Raw genomic sequence first — 25551 nt, 5'->3', positions numbered from 1 at the left:
TTCTACCCTGCCTGCTGGACCATGGCGCCCACGGCACGAACCAGCATGTCGAGGTCCTGTGGCCGTGACAGGCGGTGGTCGCCCTCGGGGATGAGCGATAGCGTCACGTCGTCGGCCGGCAGCAGGCCGACCAGCTTCAGCGCATGGCTTGCCGGTACGTCCGCGTCGGCCAGACCCTGCAGGATGTGGACGGGACAGTGGGTGTCGATCGGCCCGGTCATTGTCAGGTTGTTGCGGCCGTCTTGGATCAGCGCATTTGTGTAGATGTAAGGCTCGGCGGAATAGTCCGACGGCTCCTCGAAGAAGCCCTTTTCCGCGAGGTCGCGCTTCTGCGCCTCGGTCAGCGCCGGTTCGACCAGTTCGGCGGTGAAATCCGGCGCCGGGGCCAGCAGCACCAGGCCGGCGATGCGGTCCTCGCCCGCCTTGCGCAACTCCTGCATCATGCGCAGCGCGATCCAGGCACCCATAGAGGAACCGACCAGGATCTGCTTGCCTTGCGTGAAATGCCGGAAGACGGCGAGGCTTTGCCCAAGCCATTTCGAGATGGTGCCGTCGGCAAAGGCGCCGCCCGATTCGCCATGGCCGGAATAATCGTGGCGCAGGAAGGCGCGGCCTTCGCGATCCGCCCAGTCCGACAGCGTCTGCGCCTTGGTGCCCAACATATCGGATTTGTAGCCGCCGAGCCAAACGATGCCGGGCTCGGCACCTGCCATCTGCCTGACGGCGATGGCTGTTCCGTCGACGTCCAGAAAAACCGGGGGACTGACTATCATGGCTTGTTCCTTCGCGCCGGTCTCGTGGCACGCCGGTCTTTTGGCACAGCCGGGGGCTCAACGAAAAGTGCTTGGCGCGTTTCTTCGCTTGGCGCAGCCGAAGGTGGCGGACGCAGGGTGATTTCCTGTCAGCGCTGTGCTATTGACTCCGCCCGCGCGCTCACCACATTGGCGCGTTCACAGATTTGCACTGAAGAACCCTGAACGAAACGGCTCAAGGAGACCACGACCATTCGCAGACCTTTCAAAGCAGCGGCGCCCACCAAGGATGGCCCGCGCTCCAACCGTGATATCCGGGTTCCCCGGGTCCAGCTCATCGACGCCGAAGGCCAGAACCGAGGCGATGTCTCCATCAACGACGCATTGCTGCTCGCCGAAGAGGCCGGGCTCGATCTGGTCGAGATATCGCCCAATGCGGTGCCGCCCGTCGTAAAAATCCTCGATCTCGGCAAGCTGAAATACGCCAACCAGAAGAAGGCGGCCGAGGCGCGCAAGAACCAGAAGGTCATCGAGATCAAAGAGATCAAGATGCGCCCGAACATCGACAGCCACGACTACGAGACCAAGATGAAGGCCGTTCGGCGATTCTTCGAGGAAGGCGACAAGGTCAAGCTGACCCTGCGCTTCCGTGGCCGCGAGATGGCGCATATGGAACTCGGCATGCAGCTTCTGAACAAGGTTCGCGAGGAAGTGGCGACCATCGCCAAGGTCGAAGCGGAACCGAAGCTCGAAGGCCGCCAGATGATGATGGTGCTGGCTCCCCGCTAGATCACGATAAGTTCAGCGTGGTGATGGCGCTCTAAATCCGCCTTGATGATATTCCACGGCGTCCCGGCGATCGGCGGGACGCCTGTTTCTTGTCCAGATGCTGCGATCGCCGGCAAAGCTTTTCGACGATCGGATTCCGACATGGTCAATGAGGTCAAATACGAGACGGGCGACTATCAGCACACGCGCAGGATGGTGCTGGCCGTGCTCGTCGTCGTGCTGTTCGCGGCGCTGCTGTTCGGGCAGTCGACGTTTCCCCCGGATACACCGGTGCACGAAACCATCGAGATGTTCGGCGTGCTTTTGATCTTCCTCGGCGTCGTCGGACGCTTGTGGTCGACGCTCTATATCGGTGGACGCAAATCCTCCGAGGTGGTGACCGGCGGACCCTATTCGATCACCCGCAACCCGCTCTATGTCTTCTCCAGTATCGCTGCCGCCGGCGTCGGCGCGCAGATCGGCTCGATCACGGGCACGATCGGCTTCGGGCTGCTCTGCGCCGGGGCCTTTCACATCGTCATCCGGCACGAGGAGAAAGTCCTCAAGGAGGCGCTCGGCGCGCCATACCAGGCCTATCTGGCGAAAGTGCCGCGCTTCTTCCCGAAGCTGTCGCTTTACGAGGAAGGCGATACCGGCAGCTTCAAGCCGCGCCTGCTGCTGACCACGCTGCTCGACGGCCTGGTGTTCCTGGTGGCGCTGCCGGTCTTCGAAACCATCGACGGCGCCCAGCAATCGGGGATTCTCCCGGTGCTGTTCCGAATCCCCTAAAGCCACGGTCGGGCCGGACAGAGCGTCGCATCCCCTGAGGTGTTGCGCCCCGGCCTGCTTTGACGTATAGGACCGCCGTTCCAAGAAAACCGCCCGGCAGGGCATGCCGTGGCGGTTTCATTTGCTTTTCGGGCTTTGGTCGGCCTGAAGCGAACAAAAAGCGCGATCGTGCGCACTTAAACGGAGTAGCAAAATGCCCAAGATGAAGACCAAGTCGGCCGCCAAGAAGCGGTTCAAGATCACAGGTACGGGTAAAGTCCTGTCGGCTGCGGCCGGCAAGCGTCACGGCATGATCAAGCGTTCCAACAAGTTCATTCGAAATGCCCGCGGCACGATGGTTCTGGCTGAACCGGATGGCAAGAAGGTCATCAAGAATTTTCTGCCGAACGGCCTCTGAGGCATTCGGTCCGGACACGCATTTGTTTTACGCAATTCCGAACGGAAAGCCGCCAGGCACCTGGAATTGCTTTTAAGGAGATCATGACATGGCACGCGTAAAGAGAGGCGTCACCTCGCACGCCAAGCACAAGAAGGTCCTGAAAGCCGCGAAAGGCTTCTACGGCCGCCGCAAGAACACCATCCGCATCGCCAAGCAGGCGGTGGAAAAGTCGCTGCAGTACGCGTATCGCGACCGCAAGAACCGCAAGCGCTCGTTCCGCGCGCTGTGGATTCAGCGCATCAACGCCGCGACGCACGAGCATGGCCTGACCTATGGCCGCTTCATCGACGGCCTCAACAAGTCGGGCATCGAGATCGATCGCAAGATCCTGTCGGACATGGCCATCCACGAGCCACAGGCTTTCGCAGCCCTGGTTGCCAAGGCCAAGGTCGCGCTCGAATATCTGAAGAACACCACGCCGAACGCTTTTGAAAGCGCTGTCGCTTAAGACCAGCGCTTCCCAAGCATTCGAAATTCTGATTTGGGGAACCCGCGCTGGCACGGCTGGCGCGGGTTTTTCTTATGCCTGATGTAACCAAAATGGTGACGACGAACCAAAATGGTGTCGGTCGCCCGATCGAGAGAGCTTCGCCGTGAACGCCACCGCTGGAAATCTTGAAGCCCTGGAAGCTTCGCTGCTTGCCGACATAGCGTCAGCCGCGGACGAGGCCGCTATCGAAGCCGTGCGGGTTTCGGCCCTTGGCAAGAAGGGCTCCGTCTCCGAGATGCTGAAGACGCTCGGTGCGATGAGCGCCGAAGAGCGCCAGCTGAAGGGGCCGGCGATCAACGGCCTCAAGAACCGCGTCACCGACGCGCTCACCTTGCGCCGAGCCGAATTGAAGGATGTGGCGATCACCGCCCGCCTTGTGGCCGAAAAGGTCGATGTGACGCTGCCGGTGCGGCAATCGCCGGCCGAGCGTGGCCGCATCCACCCGATCAGCCAGGTCATCGACGAGATCGCGGCGATCTTCGGCGATCTCGGCTTTGCCATCGCCGAAGGGCCGGATGTCGAGACCGACTATTACAATTTCACCGCGCTGAATTTCCCCGAGGGACATCCGGCGCGCGAGATGCACGACACTTTCTTCTTCCAGCCGGACGAGAAGGGCGAGCGCAAGCTTTTGCGCACCCACACCTCGCCGGTGCAGATCCGGACCATGGAGACGCAGAAGCCGCCGATCCGCATCGTCATCCCCGGCAAGACCTACCGGCAGGATTCGGACGCCACCCACTCGCCGATGTTCCATCAGGTCGAGGGGCTGGTGATCGACAAGACCGCCAATGTCGCCAACATGAAGTGGGTACTGGAAGAATTCTGCAAGGCGTTCTTCGAGGTGCCGCAGGTGAAGATGCGCTTCCGGCCGTCCTTCTTTCCGTTCACCGAGCCAAGCCTCGAGGTCGACATCCAGTGCGACCGCTCAAGGCCGGGCGAAGTGCGCTTCGGCGAAGGCTCCGACTGGATGGAGATTTTGGGCTGCGGCATGGTGCATCCCAATGTGCTGAAGGCTGGTGGGCTCGACCCCGACGAATATCAGGGCTTTGCCTGGGGCATGGGCATCGACCGCATCGCCATGCTGAAATACGGCATGCCGGATTTGCGCGCCTTCTTCGACGCCGATGTGCGCTGGCTGACGCATTACGGTTTCAGACCGCTCGACATGCCGACGCTGTTCGGGGGCCTGAGCGCATGACAGCCCTCCACACCGGTGGCTGTCGCTGCGGCGCCGTGCGGTTCGAGGCTTCGGCCGAACCGCACCATGTCAGCTATTGCCATTGCGGCGATTGCCGGCGGGCCAGTGGCGCGCCGGTGTCGGCCTTTGTCGGCTTTATGACCGAACAGGTCGCCTTCACCGGCAAGGCGCTGAAGATGTTCGAGAACGGGCCGGTAACGCGCTCGTTCTGCGGCATTTGCGGCTCGCCGATCGCCTATGTCGACGAGCGGCTTGAGGACCACATCTATTTCGCGCTCGGTGCCATGGACGTGCCGGCCGATTTCACGCCGACGCTGCATGCCTATGTCAGCGAACAGCTGCCCTTCCTGCACATGCCGGACGACTTGCCGCGCCATTTGAAAACAAGCGTGCCCCGACCAAACGGAACAGAACCATGAAATTCACCCTCTCTTGGCTCAAGGATCATCTCGAGACCGACGCCACGCTCAACGAGATCGTCGAGCGGTTGACCTCGATCGGCCTCGAAGTCGAGCATGTCGACGACAAAGCGAGCCTGAAACCCTTCGTCATCGCCAAGGTGCTGACGGCGGTGCAGCATCCCGACGCCGACCGGCTGCGTGTGCTGACTGTCGACACCGGCGACGGCAAACCACCCGTGCAAGTCGTCTGCGGGGCGCCGAACGCCCGCGCCGGACTGATCGGCGCCTTTGCCGCGCCCGGTACCTACGTGCCCGGCATCGACGTGACGCTGACGGTCGGCAAGATCCGTGGTGTCGAAAGCCATGGCATGATGTGCTCCGAGCGCGAGCTGGAACTGTCCGACGAGCATAACGGCATCATCGACCTGCCCGAAGATGCGCCGGTCGGTACCAGCTTTGCCGCCTATGCGCATCTTGATGATCCGCTGATCGAGATCAACCTGACCCCGAACCGGCCGGACGCGACCAGCGTCTACGGCATCGCTCGCGACCTGGCGGCGAGCGGGCTTGGCCGCCTCGTCGGTGGCGCCATCATGCCCCATGTCGGCAGCGGCATGTGCCCGGTCAAGGTGACGATCGAGGCGCCGGAGCTCTGCCCCGGCTTCGCGCTCAATCTGGTCAAGGGCGTCAAGAACGGCCCGTCGCCAAAATGGCTGCAGCAAAGGCTGATCGCGATTGGCTTGCGGCCGATCAGCGCGCTGGTCGACATCACCAACTACGTCACCTTCGATCGTGGCCGGCCGCTGCATGTGTTCGACGCCAGCAAGGTCGCCGGCAATCTCGTCGTGCGCCGCGCGTGCGACGGCGAGAAGGTGCAGGCGCTCGACGGTCGCGAATACACGCTGACGCCGGAAATGTGCGTCATCGCCGATGACAATGGCGTCGAATCGATTGCCGGCATCATGGGCGGCGAACATTCCGGCTGCGACGAGAACACCACCGACGTGTTGATCGAATCGGCCCTTTGGGACCCGATCACCACGGCGCGTACCGGACGCTCGCTCGGGATCATCACCGATGCGCGCTATCGGTTCGAGCGTGGCGTCGACCCTGAATTCATGGTTCCGGGCGTCGAGCTGGCGACCAGGCTGGTGCTTGATTTCTGCGGCGGCACGCCGACGGAGATCGAAGTCGCGGGCTATGCCGGCCATGCGCCCAAGATCGTCTCCTTCCCGCTGTCGGAAGTGAAGCGGCTGACCGGCATCGAGGTGCCAAGGGACGAGAGCCTCGACATCCTGTCGCGCCTCGGCTTCAAGCCGAAGGGATCGGGCGATGTCGTGAAAGTCGCCGTACCGTCCTGGCGGCCGGATGTCGACGGGAAGGCCGATCTGGTCGAAGAGGTGATGCGCATCCACGGCGTCGACAACATCGCGCCGCAGCCGCTCGGTGCGCATGACGCGGTCAATGCGAAAATCCTGACCACGCTGCAGGTTCGCACCCGCACGGCCAAGCGGGCGCTTGCCGTGCGCGGCATGATGGAAGCCGTCACCTGGTCGTTCATTCCGGCCAAGCATGCCGAACTGTTCGGCGGTGGCCAGGCGGCGCTGAAGCTCGCCAACCCGATCGCCGCCGACATGTCCGACATGCGGCCATCGCTGCTGCCGGGGCTGATGGCTGCCGCGCAGCGCAATGCCGACAAGGGCATCGGCGATGTGGCGCTGTTCGAAGTGTCGGGCACCTATGAGGGCGACGGCGCAGATCAGCAACGGCGCGTGGCCGCCGGTGTGCGGCGCGGTACCGCCAAGCTCGACGGCTCCGGCCGCAACTGGGCCGGCAATTCCCAGAATGTCGGCGTGTTCGACGCCAAGGCCGACGCGATCGCGGCGCTCGAAGCCTGCGGCGCGCCGGTCGAGCGGCTGCAGATCGAGGTCGGCGGGCCAGCCTGGTATCACCCCGGCCGCTCCGGCACGATCAAGCTCGGGCCGAAGACCGTGCTCGGCACGTTTGGTGAATTCCATCCGAAGACGCTGGAAGGGCTCGATGTTTCCGGGCCGCTTTGCGGCTTCGAAGTGTTCGTCGATGCCGTGCCCGAGCCGAAGGCCAAGCCGACGAAGACAAAGCCGAAGCTGGAGCTGTCCGCCTTCCAGGCGGTGAAGCGCGACTTTGCTTTCGTCGTCGACAAAGCGGTCGAGGCCGGCACTCTTGTTCGTGCTGCATTGGCGGCCGACAAGAAGCTGATCACTGCGGTTTCAGTGTTCGACATCTTCGAGGGTGCGTCGCTCGGCGCTGACAAAAAATCGATCGCCATCGAAATGTCGATCCAGCCGGTCGAGAAGACGCTGACCGACGAGGATTTCGAGGCGCTGGCCAAGCGCATCGTCGAGAATGTCGGCAAGCAGACGGGCGGCGTGCTGCGCGGCTAAAGACTTGCAAGCAGATGGCGAATCGCCCTCCAAAGGGCGATGGACCATCTGCGCTACTCCGGCCTGCCTTTCGAAACGCAACGGACGGCGTTTCTCGATATCGTGTCGCAAGAGCCGCTGATCCGTGAGGCGCTGGTTCGGTCAAGAGACCTTGCCCTGCCGGACTGGCTGATCGTTTCCGGCGCGCTCTACAACAGCGTCTGGAACCAGCTGACGGGAAAGCCGTCTGGCTACGGCATCAAGGACGTTGATCTGTTCTATTTCGATGATCGCGACCTGTCCTACGAAGCCGAGGATGCGGTGATTGCCCGCGCAGTGCCGGTCTTTGCCGGGCTGCCGTTGCCGGTCGAAGTGCGCAACCAGGCGCGGGTGCATCTGTGGTATCCGCAAAAATTCGGACGATCCTGCCCTCGTTATACAAGCTCCAGCCACTCGCTCGGCTTTTTCGCTTCGAGGACCCACGCAGTTGGCGTTCGCTACGGCGCGGATGGGCAGCTTGAGCTGGTGGCACCGTTCGGTCTCGACGATATCTTTTCGTTTCGCATCACGCCGAACCGGGTGATGGACAACCAGCAGACGCATGAGGCGAAAGGGGCTCGGGCGAGAGAGACTTGGCCCGAGACTACGGTGGTGCCTTGGTAGGAAATGTCGGCGGGACAGCGCCCCCCTCTACCCTGCCGGGCATCTCCCCCTCAAGGGGGGAGATTAACAGCTTCGCCGTCCTACCTCTCTTTCAACGTTGGCGATTAGCGAAAGCCGAGGCGACATCCAATCTCCCCCCTTGAGGGGGAGATGTCCGGCAGGACAGAGGGGGGTGTCTCGCGCCAACGTTTCGTCTCCTTCTTCCCAGCATGAGATACAAAAAAGGGGCGCCGAAGCGCCCCTTCCTCTGTTGATCATCGCTCACCCATTGACCAGCGCCAGCAACTCCTCGGTGTAGCGCTTGCCGGTGACCTTGTCAGGCGACAGCGCATCGCCGATCGCAGCGACCTCAGTCGCGCTCAGCTCGATCCCGGCGGCTGCCGTGTTCTGCTCGAGATGGCGTATCTTTCGCGCACCCGGGATCGGCACGATGAAATCGCCCTGGTGCAACACCCAGGCCAGCGCCAGCTGCGCGGAGGTCACGCCCTTTTGCGCCGCCAGCTTTTCCAGCGTAGCGATGACAGCGGCGTTGGCGGCCATGGCGTCGGCCTGGAAGCGCGGCAGGCCGCGGCGCCAGTCGTCGTCACTCAAGGCCTCGGGCTTGGCGATGGTGCCGGTCAAAAGACCGCGGCCGAGCGGACTGTAGGGGACAAAGCCTATGCCGAGTTCGCGGCAGACGGCGAACACCTCGTCTTCGGGATCGCGGCTCCACAGCGAGTATTCGCTCTGCACGGCCGATATCGGATGCACGGCATGCGCCCGGCGGATGGTCGCGGCACTGGCCTCCGACAGGCCAAGTGCCCGCACCTTGCCCTCTCGCACCAGCTCGGCCATGGCGCCGACCGTGTCCTCGATCGGCACGTTGGGGTCGACGCGATGCTGGTAGTAGAGGTCGATCACATCGGTGTTCAACCGCTTCAGCGAGGCCTCGGCCACCGCCTTGACGTGCTCGGGACGGCTGTCGACGCCGGCCATGCGTTCGATGCCGGTGCCCTCCTCCAAAATCTTGAAGCCGAACTTGGTGGCGATCGTCACCTTGTCGCGCACCGGCTTCAGCGCCTTGCCGAGCAGAATCTCGTTTTCGTAGGGGCCATAGACTTCGGCCGTGTCGAAGAAGTTGACGCCGATCTCGACGGCGCGGTGCAAGGTGGCGATGGCGTCGGCTTCCGGCTGGCCGCCATAGACAAAGCTCATGCCCATGCAGCCGAGGCCGACGGGGTAGACGTTCAACTCAGTTCCTAGCTTGCGGGTTTGCATCACGCATCTCCTCGTTGTGATGCAGCAGAGATAGTGCCTTGCCTTATGTTCGATAATCGGTTCCCATTTGCACGGCCTGTTCTAGAAAATAGATCAATGAATCGAACTCATCTCTCCCAATTGGCTGTATTGGCGACAGTCGCCCAGTGCGGCAGCTTCCGCGGCGCAGCCAGGGAACTGGCCATCGCGCCTTCGGCGGTGAGCCATGCGGTGTCCAGCCTGGAGGCACAGCTTGGCGTGCGGCTGCTGGCCCGCAGCACACGCAGCGTCGCGCCGACCGAGGCGGGCGCGCAGTTGCTGGAGCGGCTGCGGCCGGCGCTGTCGGAGATCGATCTGGCACTGGAAACAGCGATCGAGGCGCGCGACCGGCCAGCCGGCAATCTGCGGCTGACCGTGCCGCGTACCGCAGCCCACCTGACGCTGACCCCACGGTTCGGCGCCTTTGCATCCGCCTATCCCGACATAGTCCTGGAGATCGTCATCGAGGATCGCTTCACCGATGTGGTCGAAGGCGGTTTCGATGCCGGCGTGCGGCTTGGCGAGAGCCTGCAACGCGACATGATCGCCGTGCGCATCGGGCCTAATCTGCGCGGCGCCGTGGTCGGCGCGCCGTCCTATTTCGCGACCATGCCCAGGCCATCGCATCCGCATGATCTCGCCGATCACCGCTGCATCCGCTTCCGCTTTTCCAGCGGCATTCTCTACCGCTGGGAATTCGAGAAGGACGGCGAGGAGATCGGGTTTGCCGCGCACGGCCCGCTGATCCTCGACGAGGATCATCTGATCGCGCAGGCGGCGGTCGACGGTGCTGGGCTGGCCTTCGTGTTCGAGGATTATGTGCGGGCGCCGCTCGCCGACGGCAGGCTGATCCGCGTGCTGGAGGACTGGTGCCCGACTTTCGACGGTTTCTTCGTCTACTATCCCAGTCACCGCCAGATGCGGCCGGCGCTGCGCGCCTTTGTCGATTTCTTCAAGGTGGGTGGGTAGCTCACCCTCCCCCTTGTGGGGAGGGTCGATCCGCGCGGCGGATCGGGGTGGGGGTCCTCGTAGGGTGCTACCCCCACCCCGTCGCTTCGCGCCGACCCTCCCCACAAGGGGGAGGGTGGAAGAAACTCGCCCTGCCATTCGTTCTTCCCCCATGCAGTCCATCACCAACAGCACCACCCGCTATGGCTGGGCGATGATCCTCGTTCACTGGCTGATCGCAATAATCTTCATCGGCCAGTTCGGGCTTGGCTTCGTCATGGTGCGGCTGACCAGCCAGCGCACCGCCTTCGAGCTGATCCAGCAGCACAAATCCTTCGGCTTTGTGCTGCTCGGCCTGGTCATCCTGCGCATCGCCTGGCGTCTAAGCAATGCCACGCCGGTGCTGCCGCGCTCGGTCGGCGCCCTGGAGCGCCGGACAGCGCCGCTCGCGCATTTTGCTCTTTACGCGTTTCAGCTTGCCTTGCCCTTGTCCGGCTGGGCGCTTGTCTCGGTGTCGATGCTGGAGATCCCCAGCATGCCGTTCAACCTGTTCGTGATGCCGAACCTGCCGCTGGCAGAATCGGATGCCAGCGAAAGCCTCTGGACGGCAGTGCACTGGTATCTCGCCTATGCCGGCATCGGACTTGTCGCCCTGCATCTCGCTGCTGCGCTGCGCCATCATTTCTGGCTGAAGGACGCGGTGCTCACGCGCATGATCACACCTTCGTCAGATCCGGAATAGAGCGGACGGCTCATTCGTTTGTTGGGTGAGGACGCGAAAGCGTTGCCTCCAAAAAAGGAATAGTCCTATGTATGCGCGCATCCTCGGATTCGCGGCTGTTGCCGCTTGCCTTGCCATGCCTGTCTTCGCCGCGGTGGACCTCGGAAACGCCGCCGGCAGCTACACGATCAACCCGACCAGTTCCAGCATCCGCTTCACCATCGGCAAGGTCGGTGGCGGCGGGCTCAACGGCGCCTTCGGCCGCTTCAGAGGCTCGATCCGCATCGACAACAGCGATGTCGGACGCTCGCAGGTCAATTTCACCATCTTTCCCGAAAGCGTCGGCACCGGCCAGGGCCGCATCGACGCCTTCCTGCGCTCCGACGCCGTGTTCGACGCCGCTAATAATCCGGAAATCCAGTTCCGCTCGACCAGCGTCACACGCACCAGCGACACGTCAGCCCTGGTCACCGGCCGGCTGACGGCGCGCGGCAAGACGTTTGCGGAAAAGTTCACCGCCGAACTCGGCGGCCTCAAGGCCGGCACGATCAAATTCCACGTCACCGGCAAAGTGCTGCGCTCACGCTACAGCATGGATGTCGGCACGCCGATCTATTCGAATGTCGTCGATTTCGACATGACGCTGACGGGGAAGAAGGGCTGAGCCTCGCTTGGGTTCCTCGCCCCCGCAAAGCGGGGGGTCCGAAGGACGGGCGAGACCCGTGGCTCGCCCCGGCAAGGTGGCCCGGCGCAGCCGGGACGGAGCGGGCGACGACGGTCGCGACGGCAGAGCCTTTCGAGAGCCACGTGTACATGCGACGGCCGCCTTATTGGCAAGCCCTGGCACTCTACGATGGCCCCTCTCCGTCCCGGCTTCGCCGGGCCACCTCTCCCCACTTCGTGGGGCGAGGAACGAGCGCCAGTAGCCAATTGGCTTTTCCGTCGATTTCGGGCAAACCTCGTCGCCTGTAATCGAGATGGAGAAGCGTTATGTTCCGATGGGGTGTTTTGTCGACGGCCAAGATCGGGCGCGAGCAGCTGCTGCCCGCAATCGTCGATGCCGAGAACGGCGTGCTGTCGGCGATCGCCAGCCGCGACCTGTCGAAGGCCAAAGCGCTGGGCGACCGTTTCGGCGCCCGCCATGCCTTCGGTTCCTATGAGGAATTGCTTGCTTCCAAGGATGTCGACGGCGTCTACATCCCGCTGCCGACCTCGCAGCATGTCGAATGGACGGCCAAGGCCATCGAAGCGGGAAAACATGTGCTGGTCGAGAAGCCTCTGGCGCTCGACGCCAAGGATATTTTGCCGCTGATCAAGCTGCGCGACGCCAAGAAGGTGCTGGTCTGCGAAGCCTTCATGGTCATCTACCATCCGCAATGGATCAAGGTGCGTGACCTCATCGCCAGCGGCGCCATCGGCCGGCTGCGCCATGTGCAGGGCGCGTTCTCCTACTACAATGTCGACCCCAACAACATGCGCAACCAGCTCGATCTCGGCGGCGGCGCGCTGCCCGACATCGGCGTCTACCCGACGGTGTCGACACGTTTTTCCACCGGCAAGGAGCCTAGCCGTGTGCAGGCGACGATCGAGCGCGACAAGAAATTCGGCACCGACATCTATTCCTCGATCCGCGCCGATTTCGGCGACTTCGAACTGTCCTTCTATCTGTCGACGCAGATGGCGGCGCGGCAGGTGATGGTGTTCCACGGCGAAAAGGGTTTCATCGAGGTGTTCTCGCCCTTCAATGCCGGGCTCTATGACCATCACCGGGTCGAACTGCACAACCAGAACCACACCGAGGCGCAAGTGTTCCGCTTTCCCGGCACGCAGCAGTACCGGCTGGAGGTCGAGACTTTTGCGCGGGCGGCACAAGGCGGCAAGGAGCGCGTCTTCACACTGGAAGAATCGGTGCTCAACCAGAAGGTCATCGACGCCATCTTCCGCGCCGGCGGCAAGGACGGCTGGGAACCCGTCTGACCATTTTGTCAAAGCCGGGGGAGCAAAAGAATGGCTGACGACGCGGATGTGATCATTGTCGGCGCCGGCCTCGCCGGGCTGGTTGCCGCGGCCGAGCTGGCTGATGCCGGCAAGAAAATCATCATCGTCGACCAGGAGCCGGAGCAGTCGCTGGGCGGCCAGGCGTTCTGGTCGTTCGGCGGGCTTTTCCTCGTCGATTCGCCCGAGCAACGGCGCATGCGCATCCGCGATTCGCATGAGCTGGCGCTCGAAGACTGGCTGGGCACCGCTGCCTTCGACCGGCCGGAGGATTTCTGGCCGCGCAAATGGGCCGAGGCCTATGTTGGCTTTGCCGCCGGCGAGAAACGTTCGTGGCTGGTGCAGCGCGGCCTGAAATTCTTTCCGGTGGTTGGCTGGGCCGAGCGCGGCGGCGGCAATGCAATCGGCCACGGCAATTCGGTGCCGCGCTTTCACGTGACGTGGGGCACCGGCCCCGGTGTGCTCGAACCGTTTGTTCTGCGTGTGCGTGAGGCGCAAAAGCAGGGGCTGATCCGCTTCAAATTCCGCCACCGGGTCAACGAATTGGTCCGCACCGGCGCTGTCGTCACCGGCGTGCGCGGCGACATCTTGCAACCGAGCTCGATCGAGCGCGGCCAAAAAAGCTCGCGCGATATCGCCGGCGATTTCGAACTCAAGGCGCAAGCCGTCATCGTCGCTTCCGGGGGCATTGGCGCCAATCACGAGCTGGTGCGCAAGAACTGGCCGCAACGGCTGGGCGCGCCGCCAGAGCGCATGATCACCGGTGTTCCCGACCATGTCGACGGCCGCATGCTGGCGATATCAGAGGCGGTGGGCGGTTCGATCATCAACCGCGACCGCATGTGGCACTATGTCGAGGGCATCAAGAACTGGGCGCCGATCTGGACCGACCATGCGATCCGGATCCTGCCGGGACCGTCGTCGCTGTGGCTCGATGCGCGTGGCAAGCGCCTGCCGGTGCCGCTCTATCCCGGCTTCGATACACTGGGCACGCTGAGCCACATCATGAGCACCGGTTTCGACTATTCCTGGTTCATCCTGACCAAAAAAATCATCCAGAAGGAGTTCGCGCTGTCGGGCTCCGAGCAGAACCCAGATTTGACGGGCAAGAGCTGGCGCCAGGTGATCGGCCGCGCCACCTCGGGCATTCCCGGCCCGGTGAAGGCGTTCATGGAGAAGGGCGAGGATTTTGTTGTCGAGGCGGAGCTGCCAGCGCTGGTCGCGCGCATGAATGCGCTGGCCGGCGGTGAGCCGCTGCTCGAACTCGCCCAGGTCGAGCGCGAGATCCGCGCCCGCGACCGGCAGCTCGACAACCCGTTCTCCAAGGACATGCAGATCACTGCGCTGCGCGGGGCGCGAGCCTATCTCGGCGACCGGCTGATCCGCACGGCCAAGCCGCACAAGATGCTCGACCCGGCAAACGGCCCGCTGATTGCGGTGAAGCTCAACATCCTGACCCGCAAGACGCTGGGCGGCCTGCAGACCGATCTCGACAGCCGCGTGCTCGGTGCCGACGGCCAGCCGATCGAGGGGCTCTATGCGGTTGGCGAGGTCGCCGGCTTCGGCGGCGGCGGCGTGCATGGCTATGCCGCGCTGGAAGGAACATTCCTTGGCGGTTGTATTTTCTCGGGCCGCAGTGCGGGCCGGGCAGCGGCTGCTTCTGTGGGGTGAGTGGCGCCCGCATCGGATGCGGACGCTCTCGCTCTCTCAAATTGCGACCGGGAAGAACCTCACGTGCCGCTGAGCGCCCTGTGCAAGGTCTCGGCGAACCGGTCGGGATAAGGGGCAAAGCCCATATGGTCGCCGGGGAAAGCGACCCGCTCGGTGCCGAGCTTTTCGGCCAGGGCCTTGCCCATGCCGTCGATCGGCCGCCCGATGGACTCTTCGCCAATGCCAACCAAGACCGGGGTGCCGCGCAGCGTCTCGACGGGGGGCCGGTAGAGCGACAGTGGCATGAGGCCATGCGCCAACCAGTATTCGAAATTGCCGCTGACCCGGGCAAAGGTCTCCGCCTCCTCTTGTGTCGGCACGAATTGCGGCGGCGCTTTCTGCGGCCCGGCTTCTTCCTGCTCCGGGCCTGCGGACAGGCCGTGGTCGCTGAAGAATTTCTGCATCGCCGCCTCGACGCCTTGGCTGCGGTAGGTGTCATGCAGATCGCACATGCCGGCCAGCGGCTGTGACGGGTCTTCGAGCAGCATCATGCTCGGCGGTTCATGCGCCACCAGTACACGCACGCGCTCAGGATGGCGGGCGGCGAGATTGAGCCCGATCTGGGCGCCGCCGCTGGTGCCGAAGACATAGGCCGGCCCGGCGCCCAGCGCTTCGATCAGCCGCGCGGCATCATCGCCATGGACATCGAGATCCTGCGTTTCAGGCTGCCCGTCGAAGATGCTGCGCGAATTGCCACGCGGGTCGTAGGCGACCACCGTATAGCGGCCGGCGAGATGGCGCGCGACATCGGCGAACACGCCGGCATCCTGCGGCCCGCCAGGGATGATCAGCAGCAGAGGTCCAGTGCCCCTCGTCTCGTAATAGAGGCTGGCGCCCGGCACTTTCAGCGTCGATGCCGTCATATCCTCTGGGGTCGCATGCTTCAGGCTCGCGGATTGGGGGCTCATGGCATTTCTTCTCTTGGGTTTGAAATTGAGTGGTCAGGATTCGGTGCGGCTCAGCCGATGAGGCCCAGTCGGCTCATCGGCTGGCAACCACCATGCGGTTGCCCTCGCTGTCGCGGAACTCGGCGACGGTGCGGCCCGGCTGCCACGGCGCTTCCTGCGGTTCGGTGACGATCTCGACGCCACGCGCCTTCAGGGACGCGACCGTTGCCTTGACATCGTCGTCGACCAGAACCAGCACCGGCTCCGCACTTGCTGCTGCGTCGGCCCGCCTGACGAAATGCAAGTTGGTGACCGCATGAGGAAGCGCCAGTTCGATCCAGCGCCAGCCACTGTCGCCCATCGGCTGGTCGGCTATGACCTGGCAGCCGAGGTGATCGGTGTAGAAGGCCTTGGCGCGGTCCTGGTCGATGACAGGCAATTCGGCAAACTGGATATGCATGACATGTCTCTCCTGCTCTTTGATGGCCGCGGCGCAGCCCCCACCAGTGAAAGACGATGCGGGTGGTCAAAAAGATTCTCAGGCGTGCGAGAATCTTTCCGGCGCTGCGAAACGTCCTTTGAGCAGACCAACCAAACAGGAGACGGACGATGGGCTACACATTCATTCGCTACGGCGTGAACGACACCAGCCTGGCGGAGAACCGCGCGCTGGTGACCAAGGTCTTCGAGGCGCTCGCCGAGGCTGCGCCGCCAGCCGTGGGCTATCTCGTGCTCGAACTGGACAATGGCGAGTTCATCCACGTCGTTGGCCACGACCAGGACAGTTCCGCGATCACCGGGCTGCCGGCCTTCAAGGCCTTCAGCGCGGATCATGAGGATCGGCGCGCGACGCCGGTTGTCAGATCGTCCGCCAAGATCATCGGCAATTACCGTATGCTGGCTGAACACTGAAGTCGGGATCAACCGCGTGGGAATGACGATGAGCACAGCAAAACTCGACCGGCCGGCCCTGGAAGCGATGCTGGCCGGGCTGCGACCAAAGCTGCATCGCTATTGCGCGCGCATGGCCGGCTCGGTGATCGACGGCGAGGACATTGTGCAGGAGACGCTGGTGAAGGCGCTGCAGGCGATCGACGGCGTTGCCGCGGTCGAGCGCCCCGAGCAATGGCTGTTTCGCATCGCCCACAATGCCGCGCAGGATCATCTGCGCCGGCGCAACCGGGAAAGGTTGCGCATCACCGAGGCCGACATGACGACGATCGAGGACCCCTCCAGCAGCGCCGACGCCAGGCTAGCCGCGGCGACCGGCCTGCGCTCCTTCATGCAGCTTTCGGTGCCACAGCGCAGCGCCGTGATCCTGGTCGACGTGCTCGGCCTCAGCCTGCACGAGACCTGCGACGTCTCCGGCGCGACGCTGGCTGCGACCAAGGCGGCACTGCATCGCGGACGGGCGCAGCTTCGCTTGCTGGCGGCGGCGCCGGACGAGGTCCCGGTGCCGAAGCTCGATCCAGACGATGAGCGGCGCCTGCGCCGCTACGTCGATCTGTTCAACGCGCGCGATTTCGACGCCGTGCGGGCGCTGATCGCCGAGGATATCCAGCTCGAAGTCGTCAACCGCACGCGGCTGCATGGCAAGGCGCAGGCATCGACCTATTTCGGCAATTACGACCGCGTCAGCGACTGGGTCCTGTCGCTCGGCTTTGTCGAGAGCAGGCCGGCGATCCTGATCCGCGACCCGCAAGCGAAGGACGCCGCCGTGCGCGGTTTCATGCTGGTCGAATGGCTGGACGAGCAGGTCATCGCGATCCGCGATTTCCGCTATGCGGCTTATTGCGTTGTCGATGCGGATATTCGGTTGATCGACGGATGAACCGAAACCCCTAGCCGTTGAACTTCTTGATGGCCTCGGCGCTGACGGGCGTGAAGAAATTGACCAGGTTCCCGTCAGGGTCACGAAACAGCAAGGAGCGGTTTCCCCATGGCATGGTTGTCGGCTGCTGGACAAATTCGCCGACGACGTTCGCCAGTCTCGCAAAATCCTTGTCCACGTCTTCGACGCGGAACTCGATTATGCAGCTGTGGTTGTCGGCCGGGCGCGCGGAGCCGGCGCCGAACAGAGCCACGGTGCGCTCGCTGCCTATTGCCAGAGTGCAGGCCGGCGTCGCCAGCTCGGCAAAATCGTCGGTGTAGCGTGTCGCCGACAGGCCTGTGACGGCCTCGTAGAATTCAACGAGGCGGCTGACGTCGCTGGTAATTATCCGCACCGAGACGAAATTCATGGTGTTCTCCTTCTGCGGGTGATGTTCCCGACTTTGCGTCGCGGGGTGCGGCGCTGGTCGGCTTGTGGCAGGGTCCTGCTGACAGCTTCCCGTCAGCAGCGAGACCGAACATGCGCCGAGCCGACCGCCTGTTTCAGATTATCCAGATCATGCGGCGCTCCACCCGCCCGGTCACCGCCGGCATGCTGGCCGAAGAGCTGGAGGTGTCGAAGCGGTGCGTCTACCGCGACATGGCGGATCTGATCGGGCAAAGGGTGCCGATCCGCGGCGAGGCTGGGCTCGGCTATGTCCTCGACAGCGATTTCGACATGCCGCCGCTGATGCTGACGCCAGATGAGATCGAAGCCGCGGTGCTTGGCGCGCAACTGGTCGCCGAGCGGGGCGACCCTGTGCTGGCGCTTGCGGCGCGCGACCTGATCGCCAAGATCGCCACCGTCGTGCCCCAGCGACTGCGTCCCTTCATCGCCGAGCCGGCCACGGGGGTGGCGCCGGCCAGGGTGCTCGCCCCTGACGTCCTGGACATTGCGAAAACCCGCTTGTGGATCCGCAGCGGGCGAAAGATACGGATCCGCTATCGAAACCAGGAGGCGCAAGACAGCGAGCGTGTCATCTGGCCGGTGATCATCGGCTATGCCGAGACGGTGCGCCTGCTGGCGGCCTGGTGCGAGCTGCGCCAGGCGTTTCGCAACTTCAGGACAGATCGCATTGTCGCCGCCGAATTTCTTGACGAGAACCATGGCAGCCGCCTCGGCGAGCTGAGAACCCGATGGAAACGCCATATGGAGACCGAGCGCGGCGTGCGCTTGTCATAGCGGGTGTGAAATTTGATGCTGGTCTAAAGCGACCTCGTCAAGGTCGCAGCCGCGCACGGACAGCCGTTCACTCCGGCAACCCAGCGAACCGCATCTGTTCGATCCAGCGGTCGAGGCTTCCGGGTGCGGTCCAAATCTTGTCCCACTCCCTGCGTTCTTTACTGATGGATTCACCGGGAGTGTTCTGGAGGAAGACCGCAAGCGCTTCCTTTGCCTCTCGCTTGTTTCCCAGGCAGGCGTGGATCCCCGCAAGCATGCGCTGTGCGCCGCTCGGGATTCTGGCCATTTTCCGCATCGCCGCCAGCGCCGCCCCACAATCATTCTTTTCCCAGAGCGCCCAGCCCATCTGCCAGTGGAACCAGTCCGGGTGGAAGGGATCGATGCCCTTGGCCTGCTCGATCCGATCGATCGCTTCGTCGGCGCGGCCAACATACAGCAGCACGTCCGTACTCATGACGAGGATATGCGAGTCGCTGGGGTTCAAGGCGATCGCCTGATCGTACTGGGCAAGGGCCTGCTCGACCTCTCCGGCTTCGGTGTGGATGCTGGCGCGGACCTCATGCGCTTCAGCGTCATCAGGGGCGAGCACGATGGCCTTGTCGGCGTATTCGGCAGCGCGTTTCAACGCCTCGTCCCGGTTGTGTTCCTGCGCGCGCCACCCGAATACCGCGTCATTGCGATAGGACCAGGCCAGCCCGATATAGCCGAACTGGGAGTTCGGATCAGCTTCGAACGCCTTGAGGCTGAACTGCCTTAACAGCTCAGTCCCCTCGGCTGTGATATTGTCTCCGATCAAGGCCCTCCCCGTCAGGTAATAGCTGAGCGCGCTGACCTGCGCGGCATCGCTCTGTGGCAAGGGTCGCTCGATCCTCACTCCGACCCGATCCGCAAGCGTGCGGATGATTTCCTCCTGGACGACGAAAAGATCGCCGATCTCCCGGTTATAGGAGTTGGCCCAGACATGTGATCCGTCACGCGCATTCAGCAACTGGGCGGACACTTTCAGCCGGTCTCCGACCTTCTGCTGGCTGCCTTCGAGCAGGTAGTCGACACCGAGTTCATCTCCTATCTGTCTGGCGTCGATCGGCTTGCCGCGGTACTTGAAGCTCGAGTTCCGGGCAATGACGGCATAAGTCTTGCTCCGCGCCAGCGCGGTGATGATGCCCTCGGCAACGGCATCGCTGAGATATCCCTTGTCCGCACCGGCACTCATGTCGTCGAAGGGAAGGATCGCAATCCTCGGCATGTCGCTCGAACGAACCGGGGCGGCTCGCCACGTTTCCGCGCCGTAATATGCGCCGATCGCTGCCGCGACGAGAACGATCGCAGCAAGAATGAACCCGCGTTGCGAAAACCGTGTCTTGGCTCGTTCCATGACGGCCGCGGCGTTTGGGTCGGCTGGGTCCGATGGATCGGCATTCAGCCGGTAGCCTCTCCTGGGGAGGGTTTCCACCATCGCATGCGCGTCGTCCCCCAAGGCGCGGCGAATATCGGCAATGCATTGGGTAAGGCTGTCGTCGGTCACGAAGGTATCGGGCCAAACGGCCTGCATCAGCGCATCCTTGGACACGATCTCGCCCGGTCGCTCCGCGAGCACGGAGAGCACCTCGGCGGACTGGCTGCGGAGATCGACCGCTTTGCCCTCAACCCTTCGGAGTTCGTTGATTCTGGTCAGGAAAACAAAACCGCCAAACGTGATCGTTTCGGCAGATTTCGGGTCAATTTCAGGAGCCTTTCGGGACATTTCACCCTCATGGCGCGCTCCCTAGCCTAGCCCATTCGGCCGCCGCATCCAAGCGATCCTGGCGGCACTGGATTGGACAGGAGGCTGACATGAAACGGACCAGGTTCATCATCGCTCTCGCTCTCCTTTTGACAGCGCAAACGGCTGCAAAAGCGGACTCCCAAAGTGTGAATGCAACCGCGCATGTTATTTCTCTTACATTTGCAAATGGCGGTATTGAAGAACGGCGAGAACAGAAACCCTTCGGTACATACGCCCTCTGTCTCGCATGGAAACATCAGCAGGAATTCCTTCCGCCGGATCCGCCTGCTTTTGTTTCTTTCGTATATTGTGCGCAAACAGAGGCGACGCTCGCATCATCCTGAGCACGAATGACTGAGGCGACGTTTCGCGGGGTGGCGCGAATGTTTGGTATGAGCTGAGGCGGGCGCCCCAGCGAAGAAACCCAGACGAGAATAGACGACTGGGCAACTGCGAACTGATGTGCCCGGTTTTATTCCCGGGGGCCCAGAAGGCTTCCAATGTCAAATCAGTGAATTGCGAAATGGCGCGCCCGAAGAGATTCGAACTCCTGACCCCCAGATTCGTAGTCTGGTGCTCTATCCAGCTGAGCTACGGGCGCGCAACAGGCCATGCTTGGCATAGCCCCGCGAACCGATCCTGACGACCGGCCGCGACAAGACGTGTTCCCTAGCGACTGAAATTCCGAAAAGCAAGCCGATCCGGCAAAAGTTTTGTTATCCGCGCGCTGCGGCTCTTTGCCCTCGGGCAATCGCGGACGGAGCCTGCCCCATGCTTTTCCTGAAATTGCTCGGGATCAGGCCGGGCGGCGCAGGCCGTTGCGGGCCTGGTCGAGCCGGACCGGCTGGTCGGGAATGGTGACGGCGAAGGTGGTGCTGCCGCCGATCGATTCGACAAGTTCGACCGTGCCGCCATGCGCGCGGATCAGTTCGTGGGCGATCGCCAGGCCAAGGCCGGTGCCGCCGCTGCGCGCCGAACCGCGAAACGCCGCAAACAGGTTTTCGCGGGCTTTCGGCGGCAGGCCGGGGCCGGTGTCGCTGACGGCGATGCGGCTGACGCTGCCCAGGCGCACCGCCGACACGGCCAGGCGTCGCACCAGCGCGCTTTCGGTGTCCGCCGCCATCGCCTGCACGGCGTTGCGGCAAAGGTTGGTCAGCACCCGGAACAGCTGGTCGGAATCGGCGTCGACCTCGAAGGTCAAGTCGACGGCGTTGACGAATTCGATGCCGTCCTCGATGTCGAGCAGGCCGTGCACGTCCTCGACCAGCTGGCGCAGCCGCAAGCGGCGGCGCGACGGCGGCGGCTCCTGGGTGCGGCCATAAGCCAGCACGCCTTCCGAATAGGAGACGGCGCGGTCGAGCGCGCGCAGCAGCTTCGGCGCGAAGGACTGGACGGTCGGATCCTTAACCTGGCGCAAGCGGTCCGACATCAGCTGCGCCGAGGCCAGGATGTTGCGCATGTCGTGGTTGATCTTGGACACGGCGAGGCCAAGATCGGCCAGATGCTTCTGCTCCGACAGCATTTTCTGCAGCCGCTCCTGCATCAGCGACAGCTCGCGCTCGGCGACACCGATCTCATCGGCGCGGGCGGCGGGGCGAATGATGCGCCCGGGGTCGTCGGGCGCCTCGGAGAAGGCCAGCATAGAGCGCGTCATGGTGCGGATCGGGCCGATCATGATCAGGTCGATCGCGGCATAGACCAGCATGGCGGTGAACAGCGAGATCAGCAGCGAGACGAAGGCGACGTTGCGCGAATAGACCAGCATGGCATCGCGCAGGCTGCGGTCGGGCATGATCAGCTCGAATTCCTTGTCGCTTTCGCCAACCGGCCCGAACACGCGCAGCATGCGCCTGCCGCCGAAAAACAGCGTGTCGAGCGCGCCGGTCATGCCCTTGATCATGCCGACACTGGCGATATCGATGTGTTCGTCGACCTGCGGCGGCATCTCGGCCACCACCAGAAGCCGCGAGACGCCGCCGTCACGCACCGCGATCGCCTTGGCGCCGATCGCCATCAGCACGTCGTTCTGGGCGGCGCGGGAGAGTGAATTGGGTTCTCCCTGCACCAGCACGATCGACACCGCCGCCGCGGTGCCCAGCCGCTCCTTCAGCCAGCTCAGCCGGTAGCTGGCAATCCAGGGCAGGAAAATGAGAACTTCGGCCAACAGCACGAAGACGATGGTGAGCAGCAGCAGTTTCGTCGACAGGCCGCGCGACAAAGGCACCGTGCGGACGGCGGTTTTGGCCGGGCCAGTGCTTTCATCCACGGGTGAAACTTCGCTCATTGAGACCTGTCTTCACAATCCCTTGATCGCCCGAGACTAGGCGATCACGGCTTTTTTGCCAATTTCATCCTTCGTCGCACAGCGGCAGCGGCACAAAAAACCGCGTCCATCAGCCCGACAGCGCCGAGACGAACTGCTAGTTCGCACCGCGACGAACTGCTAGTTCGCGCCATGACGAACTGGCAGTTCGCACTGGATTGACTCCCAAAAGCCTTCTTTCTATAAGCCGCTCACGCTCGGGCCATTCGTCCCGGCGCGGTTTCGATCGCGCCAAAGCCGGCCCGGCAAAGCTCCTGTTACAAAGTGACAGAATCAAGAAGGGCCGCACCCCGCGGTATTAAAACAAATGAAGCGTACCTACCAACCGTCTAAACTCGTCCGCAAGCGCCGGCACGGTTTCCGTGCCCGCATGGCCACCAAGGGTGGTCGCGGCGTCGTCGCAGCCCGCCGCAACCGCGGTCGCAAGCGGCTGAGCGCCTGAACGGAAGACGAGATCGTTGCCCGCAACCGGCAAGCCAGTGGGACCACATCCCAAGCGGCTTCTGAAGCGCGCGGAATTTCTGGCCGTCCGCCGCGGTGAAAAGCGGCGCGGGCGGCTTTTTCTCGTTGAGGTTCTCGACCGCGGCGACGGCCTGTCGCCGCGCGTCGGCTATACCGTCACCAAGAAGGTCGGCAATGCGGTCGTGCGCAATCGCGTCCGGCGGCGGCTGAGAGAGGCCGTGCGTACGCATGCGGCCAGTGACATGGCGCCTGGCAATGACTATGTCATCGTCGGGCGCGAAGACGTGCTGACCATTCCGTTCGGCCAGTTAAAGGCCGAACTCTCCCGCCGACTGCGCGGAACACGATAGGCCAAGGGCTTTCGATGGAAAACAACCGGAACTTCTTCATCACCATCGCACTGTCGGTGCTGATCCTGGGGCTGTGGCAGTATTTTTACGTGCTGCCGCGCAGCGAGCAGCAGCGCGAGGCGGCCCGTATCGAAGAGCAGCGGGTGGCGGAGCAGAAGAAGGCCGCCGAAGGCGCCAATCCCGGCGATACCACAACGCCGGCAGCGCCGGGCGCCATTCCCAATGCGCCGGGCACCGACGCGGTGACGCCGGCCGGCCGCGAGCAGGTGCTGGCGACCAGCAAGCGCGTCAAGATCGACACGCCGAGCCTGGAAGGTTCTATCAACCTGACCGGCGCGCGGCTCGATGACCTCAGGCTCAAGCACTACACCGAGACCGTCGACAAGAACTCGCCCGAGATCAGCCTGCTCAACCCGCAGGCGCTGCCCAATGGCTACTATGCCGAGATCGGCTTTGTCGGCAACGACAAGACAGGTGCAGTGCCGGGTCCCGAGACTGTGTGGGCCGTCGATGGCAATGCGACGCTGACGCCGGCAACACCGGTCACGCTGACTTTCACCAACGACAAGGGCCTGACCTTCAAGCGCACCTTTTCGGTCGACGACAACTACCTGTTCACGGTTTCCGATACGGTGCAGAATTCGGGCGCGGCTTCGGTCTCGCTGTCCAACTACGGTCGCGTCACCCGTTTCGACAAGCCGGCCGTTGCCAGCACCTATGTGCTGCATGAAGGCCTGATCGGCTTCACCGGCACGGAAGGCCTGCAGGAACACAAATACGCGTCCATCGAAAAGGACAAGCAGTTCACGCCGGGCAAGTCGACCGATGGCTGGCTCGGCATCACCGACAAATACTGGGCGGTGACGCTGGTTCCGACCGAGAAGCAGCCGTTCCAGCCGCGCTACGCCTATTTCGAGGACGGCCGTCATCGTTACCAGTCCGACTTCCTGACCGACCCGATCACGGTTGACGCCGGCCAGTCGGCGACGGTGGAGAGCGAAATCTTTGCCGGTGCCAAGGAGGTCGGCAAGATCAACGCCTACGCCGAAGACCGCCACATCAAGCGGTTCGACCTGTTGATCGACTGGGGCTGGTTCCACTTCATCACCAAGCCGATGTTCTGGCTGATCGACACGCTCTACAAATTGTTCGGCAATTTCGGCCTGGCCATTCTGGCCACCACCGTCATCGTCAAAGCCCTGTTCTTCCCGCTCGCCAACAAGTCCTACGCGTCGATGGCGAACATGAAGAAGGTGCAGCCCAAAATGCTCGAGATCCGCGAGAAATACGCGGACGACAAGATGGCGCAGCAAAAGGCGATGATGGAGCTCTACAAGACCGAGAAGATCAATCCGCTGGCCGGCTGCTGGCCGGTGGCGCTGCAGATCCCGGTCTTCTTCTCGCTCTACAAGGTGCTTTACATCACCATCGAGATGCGGCACGCGCCGTTCTTCGGCTGGATCCAGGATCTGGCCGCACCCGATCCGACCTCGCTGTTCAATTTGTTCGGCCTGATTCCGATCACGCTACCGCATATGCTGATGATCGGCGTTTGGCCGTTGATCATGGGCGTCACCATGTTCCTGCAGATGCGCATGAACCCGACGCCGCCGGATCCGACGCAAGCCGCGATCTTCACCTGGATGCCGATCATCTTCACCTTCATGATGGCGAGCTTCCCGGCCGGCCTGGTCATCTACTGGGCCTGGAACAACTCGCTGTCGATCCTGCAGCAAGGCGTGATCATGAAGCGCCAGGGCGCCAAGATCGAATTGTGGGACAATCTGGTGGCATTGTTTCGAAAGAAACCGTCGCCGGCCGAATAGAAGGCGCCCCTTTGGTTAAATCAAAAAAAGCCCCGGTCCGTCCGGGGCTTTTTTGATGGGCGAACCTCGCATCACGTTCCCGTGAGCCGCGAAACTAGAGGCGCCCGACCGGCGTGACTGCCTTTGACTTTCCAGGGCGCTCGAAATCGCTCAGCCCTCATCCGGAGACCGCTTGGTTTGATCCAATATCCTCGCGACTCGCGTCGCGGGGACGCTGGCTGTGGGCAGGTAGTGCCCAATATAACTATTTGTTTTTGTTATATTTTTTCTTCACAAGACAGAAACTATCCTTTCGCCGCCGCGTAACTCTCCCCGACAATCGAATCAACAAT

Annotated in this window: 27 protein-coding genes and 1 tRNA gene; 20 read left to right on the top strand and 8 right to left on the bottom strand. The window is 63.0% G+C overall.

Features of this window, described 5'->3' with window-relative positions; translation table 11 throughout:
* Window positions 1–2: 2 nt before the first annotated feature.
* Window positions 3–773 (bottom strand): alpha/beta hydrolase, encoded by a 771-nt coding sequence (locus AC1DX6_RS02080; RefSeq protein ID WP_477310740.1) that lies wholly within the window; start codon window positions 771–773, stop codon window positions 3–5.
* 231 nt (window positions 774–1004) lie between these two features.
* Here AC1DX6_RS02080 and infC point away from each other — a divergent pair, with 231 nt between their 5' ends.
* From infC to AC1DX6_RS02040, 8 genes are all read left to right on the top strand, one after another.
* A complete protein-coding gene (gene infC, locus AC1DX6_RS02075) occupies window positions 1005–1541 on the top strand; it encodes a translation initiation factor IF-3 (RefSeq protein WP_010912915.1) in 537 nt (178 codons plus the stop codon).
* A gap of 141 nt (window positions 1542–1682) precedes the next feature.
* On the top strand, window positions 1683–2309 hold the full coding sequence (locus AC1DX6_RS02070) for a methyltransferase family protein (protein WP_477310738.1): 627 nt from the start codon (window positions 1683–1685) through the stop codon (window positions 2307–2309).
* Between the two features lie 193 nt (window positions 2310–2502).
* Window positions 2503–2706, top strand: a complete 204-nt coding sequence (gene rpmI / locus AC1DX6_RS02065) for a 50S ribosomal protein L35 (RefSeq protein ID WP_006201248.1) — start codon at window positions 2503–2505, stop codon at window positions 2704–2706.
* 88 nt (window positions 2707–2794) lie between these two features.
* Window positions 2795–3196, top strand: a complete 402-nt coding sequence (rplT, locus tag AC1DX6_RS02060; RefSeq protein WP_013528310.1) for a 50S ribosomal protein L20 — start codon at window positions 2795–2797, stop codon at window positions 3194–3196.
* Between the two features lie 145 nt (window positions 3197–3341).
* A complete protein-coding gene (gene pheS / locus AC1DX6_RS02055) occupies window positions 3342–4439 on the top strand; it encodes a phenylalanine--tRNA ligase subunit alpha (protein WP_477310735.1) in 1098 nt (365 codons plus the stop codon).
* On the top strand, window positions 4436–4858 hold the full coding sequence (locus AC1DX6_RS02050; RefSeq protein WP_477310733.1) for a GFA family protein: 423 nt from the start codon (window positions 4436–4438) through the stop codon (window positions 4856–4858). The genes pheS and AC1DX6_RS02050 overlap by 4 nt, the downstream gene beginning before the upstream one ends.
* Window positions 4855–7263 (top strand): phenylalanine--tRNA ligase subunit beta, encoded by a 2409-nt coding sequence (gene pheT, locus AC1DX6_RS02045; RefSeq protein WP_477310731.1) that lies wholly within the window; start codon window positions 4855–4857, stop codon window positions 7261–7263. Before AC1DX6_RS02050 ends, pheT begins: the two co-directional genes overlap by 4 nt.
* Window positions 7264–7302: 39 nt before the next feature.
* Window positions 7303–7905: a nucleotidyltransferase family protein gene (locus AC1DX6_RS02040; RefSeq protein ID WP_477310729.1), complete on the top strand. Its 603-nt coding sequence runs from the start codon at window positions 7303–7305 to the stop codon at window positions 7903–7905.
* Window positions 7906–8166: 261 nt separating this feature from the next.
* Here the strand turns inward: AC1DX6_RS02040 and AC1DX6_RS02035 are convergent, their stop codons facing one another.
* Window positions 8167–9162 carry an aldo/keto reductase gene (locus AC1DX6_RS02035; protein ID WP_477310727.1) on the bottom strand — a complete coding sequence of 332 codons (996 nt, stop codon included), beginning with the start codon at window positions 9160–9162 and terminating at the stop codon, window positions 8167–8169.
* 96 nt (window positions 9163–9258) lie between these two features.
* Here AC1DX6_RS02035 and AC1DX6_RS02030 point away from each other — a divergent pair, with 96 nt between their 5' ends.
* The 5 genes from AC1DX6_RS02030 to AC1DX6_RS02010 all read left to right on the top strand — a co-directional run bounded on the left by AC1DX6_RS02030 (window position 9259) and on the right by AC1DX6_RS02010 (window position 14515).
* Window positions 9259–10149, top strand: coding sequence for a LysR family transcriptional regulator (locus AC1DX6_RS02030; protein WP_477310725.1), 891 nt, complete (start codon window positions 9259–9261; stop codon window positions 10147–10149).
* A 151-nt stretch (window positions 10150–10300) separates the two neighbouring features.
* Window positions 10301–10870, top strand: a complete 570-nt coding sequence (locus tag AC1DX6_RS02025; protein WP_477310723.1) for a cytochrome b — start codon at window positions 10301–10303, stop codon at window positions 10868–10870.
* Between the two features lie 67 nt (window positions 10871–10937).
* Entirely contained in the window at window positions 10938–11513 is a 576-nt protein-coding gene (locus AC1DX6_RS02020) for a YceI family protein (RefSeq protein WP_477310721.1), read from the top strand.
* A gap of 326 nt (window positions 11514–11839) precedes the next feature.
* On the top strand, window positions 11840–12826 hold the full coding sequence (locus tag AC1DX6_RS02015) for a Gfo/Idh/MocA family protein (protein ID WP_477310719.1): 987 nt from the start codon (window positions 11840–11842) through the stop codon (window positions 12824–12826).
* Window positions 12827–12856: 30 nt separating this feature from the next.
* The gene (locus AC1DX6_RS02010; protein ID WP_477310717.1) at window positions 12857–14515 is read left to right on the top strand and encodes an FAD-binding dehydrogenase; all 1659 of its coding nucleotides are present in this window, start codon (window positions 12857–12859) and stop codon (window positions 14513–14515) included.
* 59 nt (window positions 14516–14574) lie between these two features.
* Here the strand turns inward: AC1DX6_RS02010 and AC1DX6_RS02005 are convergent, their stop codons facing one another.
* Window positions 14575–15462: an alpha/beta fold hydrolase gene (locus tag AC1DX6_RS02005; RefSeq protein WP_477310715.1), complete on the bottom strand. Its 888-nt coding sequence runs from the start codon at window positions 15460–15462 to the stop codon at window positions 14575–14577.
* Between the two features lie 73 nt (window positions 15463–15535).
* A complete protein-coding gene (locus AC1DX6_RS02000) occupies window positions 15536–15901 on the bottom strand; it encodes a VOC family protein (protein ID WP_477310714.1) in 366 nt (121 codons plus the stop codon).
* A 149-nt stretch (window positions 15902–16050) separates the two neighbouring features.
* On the opposite strand from AC1DX6_RS02000, the gene AC1DX6_RS01995 reads away from it, so the two are divergent.
* Window positions 16051–16353, top strand: a complete 303-nt coding sequence (locus tag AC1DX6_RS01995; protein ID WP_477310712.1) for a hypothetical protein — start codon at window positions 16051–16053, stop codon at window positions 16351–16353.
* A 28-nt stretch (window positions 16354–16381) separates the two neighbouring features.
* Window positions 16382–17272: a sigma-70 family RNA polymerase sigma factor gene (locus AC1DX6_RS01990; RefSeq protein WP_477310710.1), complete on the top strand. Its 891-nt coding sequence runs from the start codon at window positions 16382–16384 to the stop codon at window positions 17270–17272.
* A gap of 10 nt (window positions 17273–17282) precedes the next feature.
* On the opposite strand, the gene AC1DX6_RS01985 is transcribed toward AC1DX6_RS01990, so the two are convergent.
* Window positions 17283–17681: a VOC family protein gene (locus AC1DX6_RS01985; protein ID WP_477310708.1), complete on the bottom strand. Its 399-nt coding sequence runs from the start codon at window positions 17679–17681 to the stop codon at window positions 17283–17285.
* Between the two features lie 110 nt (window positions 17682–17791).
* On the opposite strand from AC1DX6_RS01985, the gene AC1DX6_RS01980 reads away from it, so the two are divergent.
* Window positions 17792–18493, top strand: coding sequence for a helix-turn-helix transcriptional regulator (locus AC1DX6_RS01980; protein ID WP_477310706.1), 702 nt, complete (start codon window positions 17792–17794; stop codon window positions 18491–18493).
* A gap of 67 nt (window positions 18494–18560) precedes the next feature.
* Here the strand turns inward: AC1DX6_RS01980 and AC1DX6_RS01975 are convergent, their stop codons facing one another.
* Window positions 18561–20237: a winged helix-turn-helix domain-containing tetratricopeptide repeat protein gene (locus AC1DX6_RS01975; RefSeq protein ID WP_477310704.1), complete on the bottom strand. Its 1677-nt coding sequence runs from the start codon at window positions 20235–20237 to the stop codon at window positions 18561–18563.
* 89 nt (window positions 20238–20326) lie between these two features.
* On the opposite strand from AC1DX6_RS01975, the gene AC1DX6_RS01970 reads away from it, so the two are divergent.
* The gene (locus AC1DX6_RS01970; protein WP_477310702.1) at window positions 20327–20602 is read left to right on the top strand and encodes a hypothetical protein; all 276 of its coding nucleotides are present in this window, start codon (window positions 20327–20329) and stop codon (window positions 20600–20602) included.
* 180 nt (window positions 20603–20782) lie between these two features.
* Here AC1DX6_RS01970 and AC1DX6_RS01965 read toward each other — a convergent pair.
* Window positions 20783–20859: transfer RNA gene (locus AC1DX6_RS01965), tRNA-Arg, on the bottom strand.
* A gap of 195 nt (window positions 20860–21054) precedes the next feature.
* Window positions 21055–22542, bottom strand: a complete 1488-nt coding sequence (locus tag AC1DX6_RS01960; RefSeq protein WP_477310700.1) for a sensor histidine kinase — start codon at window positions 22540–22542, stop codon at window positions 21055–21057.
* Window positions 22543–22888: 346 nt separating this feature from the next.
* On the opposite strand from AC1DX6_RS01960, the gene rpmH reads away from it, so the two are divergent.
* From rpmH to yidC, 3 genes are read left to right on the top strand one after another with little or no spacing between them, the layout of a single operon-like run.
* Window positions 22889–23023: a 50S ribosomal protein L34 gene (gene rpmH / locus AC1DX6_RS01955; protein ID WP_008833937.1), complete on the top strand. Its 135-nt coding sequence runs from the start codon at window positions 22889–22891 to the stop codon at window positions 23021–23023.
* Window positions 23024–23039: 16 nt separating this feature from the next.
* A complete protein-coding gene (gene rnpA / locus AC1DX6_RS01950; protein WP_477310698.1) occupies window positions 23040–23393 on the top strand; it encodes a ribonuclease P protein component in 354 nt (117 codons plus the stop codon).
* A 14-nt stretch (window positions 23394–23407) separates the two neighbouring features.
* Window positions 23408–25219 (top strand): membrane protein insertase YidC, encoded by a 1812-nt coding sequence (gene yidC / locus AC1DX6_RS01945; RefSeq protein ID WP_477310696.1) that lies wholly within the window; start codon window positions 23408–23410, stop codon window positions 25217–25219.
* The last annotated feature ends 332 nt before the right edge of the window (window positions 25220–25551 follow it).

The organism is Mesorhizobium sp. P2_C4 (genome assembly GCF_056404575.1).
This window is presented reverse-complemented; position numbering and strand designations above follow the sequence as displayed.

Coding starts and splice junctions, on each gene's coding strand:
- AC1DX6_RS02080 (WP_477310740.1), bottom strand. CDS start 773: ATGATAGTCAGTCCCCCGGTTTTTCTGGACGTCGACGGAACAGCCATC.
- AC1DX6_RS02070 (WP_477310738.1), top strand. CDS start 1,683: ATGGTCAATGAGGTCAAATACGAGACGGGCGACTATCAGCACACGCGC.
- rpmI (WP_006201248.1), top strand. CDS start 2,503: ATGCCCAAGATGAAGACCAAGTCGGCCGCCAAGAAGCGGTTCAAGATC.
- rplT (WP_013528310.1), top strand. CDS start 2,795: ATGGCACGCGTAAAGAGAGGCGTCACCTCGCACGCCAAGCACAAGAAG.
- AC1DX6_RS02050 (WP_477310733.1), top strand. CDS start 4,436: ATGACAGCCCTCCACACCGGTGGCTGTCGCTGCGGCGCCGTGCGGTTC.
- pheT (WP_477310731.1), top strand. CDS start 4,855: ATGAAATTCACCCTCTCTTGGCTCAAGGATCATCTCGAGACCGACGCC.
- AC1DX6_RS02040 (WP_477310729.1), top strand. CDS start 7,303: ATGGACCATCTGCGCTACTCCGGCCTGCCTTTCGAAACGCAACGGACG.
- AC1DX6_RS02035 (WP_477310727.1), bottom strand. CDS start 9,162: ATGCAAACCCGCAAGCTAGGAACTGAGTTGAACGTCTACCCCGTCGGC.
- AC1DX6_RS02030 (WP_477310725.1), top strand. CDS start 9,259: ATGAATCGAACTCATCTCTCCCAATTGGCTGTATTGGCGACAGTCGCC.
- AC1DX6_RS02025 (WP_477310723.1), top strand. CDS start 10,301: ATGCAGTCCATCACCAACAGCACCACCCGCTATGGCTGGGCGATGATC.
- AC1DX6_RS02020 (WP_477310721.1), top strand. CDS start 10,938: ATGTATGCGCGCATCCTCGGATTCGCGGCTGTTGCCGCTTGCCTTGCC.
- AC1DX6_RS02015 (WP_477310719.1), top strand. CDS start 11,840: ATGTTCCGATGGGGTGTTTTGTCGACGGCCAAGATCGGGCGCGAGCAG.
- AC1DX6_RS02010 (WP_477310717.1), top strand. CDS start 12,857: ATGGCTGACGACGCGGATGTGATCATTGTCGGCGCCGGCCTCGCCGGG.
- AC1DX6_RS02005 (WP_477310715.1), bottom strand. CDS start 15,462: ATGAGCCCCCAATCCGCGAGCCTGAAGCATGCGACCCCAGAGGATATG.
- AC1DX6_RS02000 (WP_477310714.1), bottom strand. CDS start 15,901: ATGCATATCCAGTTTGCCGAATTGCCTGTCATCGACCAGGACCGCGCC.
- AC1DX6_RS01995 (WP_477310712.1), top strand. CDS start 16,051: ATGGGCTACACATTCATTCGCTACGGCGTGAACGACACCAGCCTGGCG.
- AC1DX6_RS01990 (WP_477310710.1), top strand. CDS start 16,382: ATGAGCACAGCAAAACTCGACCGGCCGGCCCTGGAAGCGATGCTGGCC.
- AC1DX6_RS01985 (WP_477310708.1), bottom strand. CDS start 17,681: ATGAATTTCGTCTCGGTGCGGATAATTACCAGCGACGTCAGCCGCCTC.
- AC1DX6_RS01980 (WP_477310706.1), top strand. CDS start 17,792: ATGCGCCGAGCCGACCGCCTGTTTCAGATTATCCAGATCATGCGGCGC.
- AC1DX6_RS01975 (WP_477310704.1), bottom strand. CDS start 20,237: ATGTCCCGAAAGGCTCCTGAAATTGACCCGAAATCTGCCGAAACGATC.
- AC1DX6_RS01970 (WP_477310702.1), top strand. CDS start 20,327: ATGAAACGGACCAGGTTCATCATCGCTCTCGCTCTCCTTTTGACAGCG.
- AC1DX6_RS01960 (WP_477310700.1), bottom strand. CDS start 22,542: ATGAGCGAAGTTTCACCCGTGGATGAAAGCACTGGCCCGGCCAAAACC.
- rpmH (WP_008833937.1), top strand. CDS start 22,889: ATGAAGCGTACCTACCAACCGTCTAAACTCGTCCGCAAGCGCCGGCAC.
- yidC (WP_477310696.1), top strand. CDS start 23,408: ATGGAAAACAACCGGAACTTCTTCATCACCATCGCACTGTCGGTGCTG.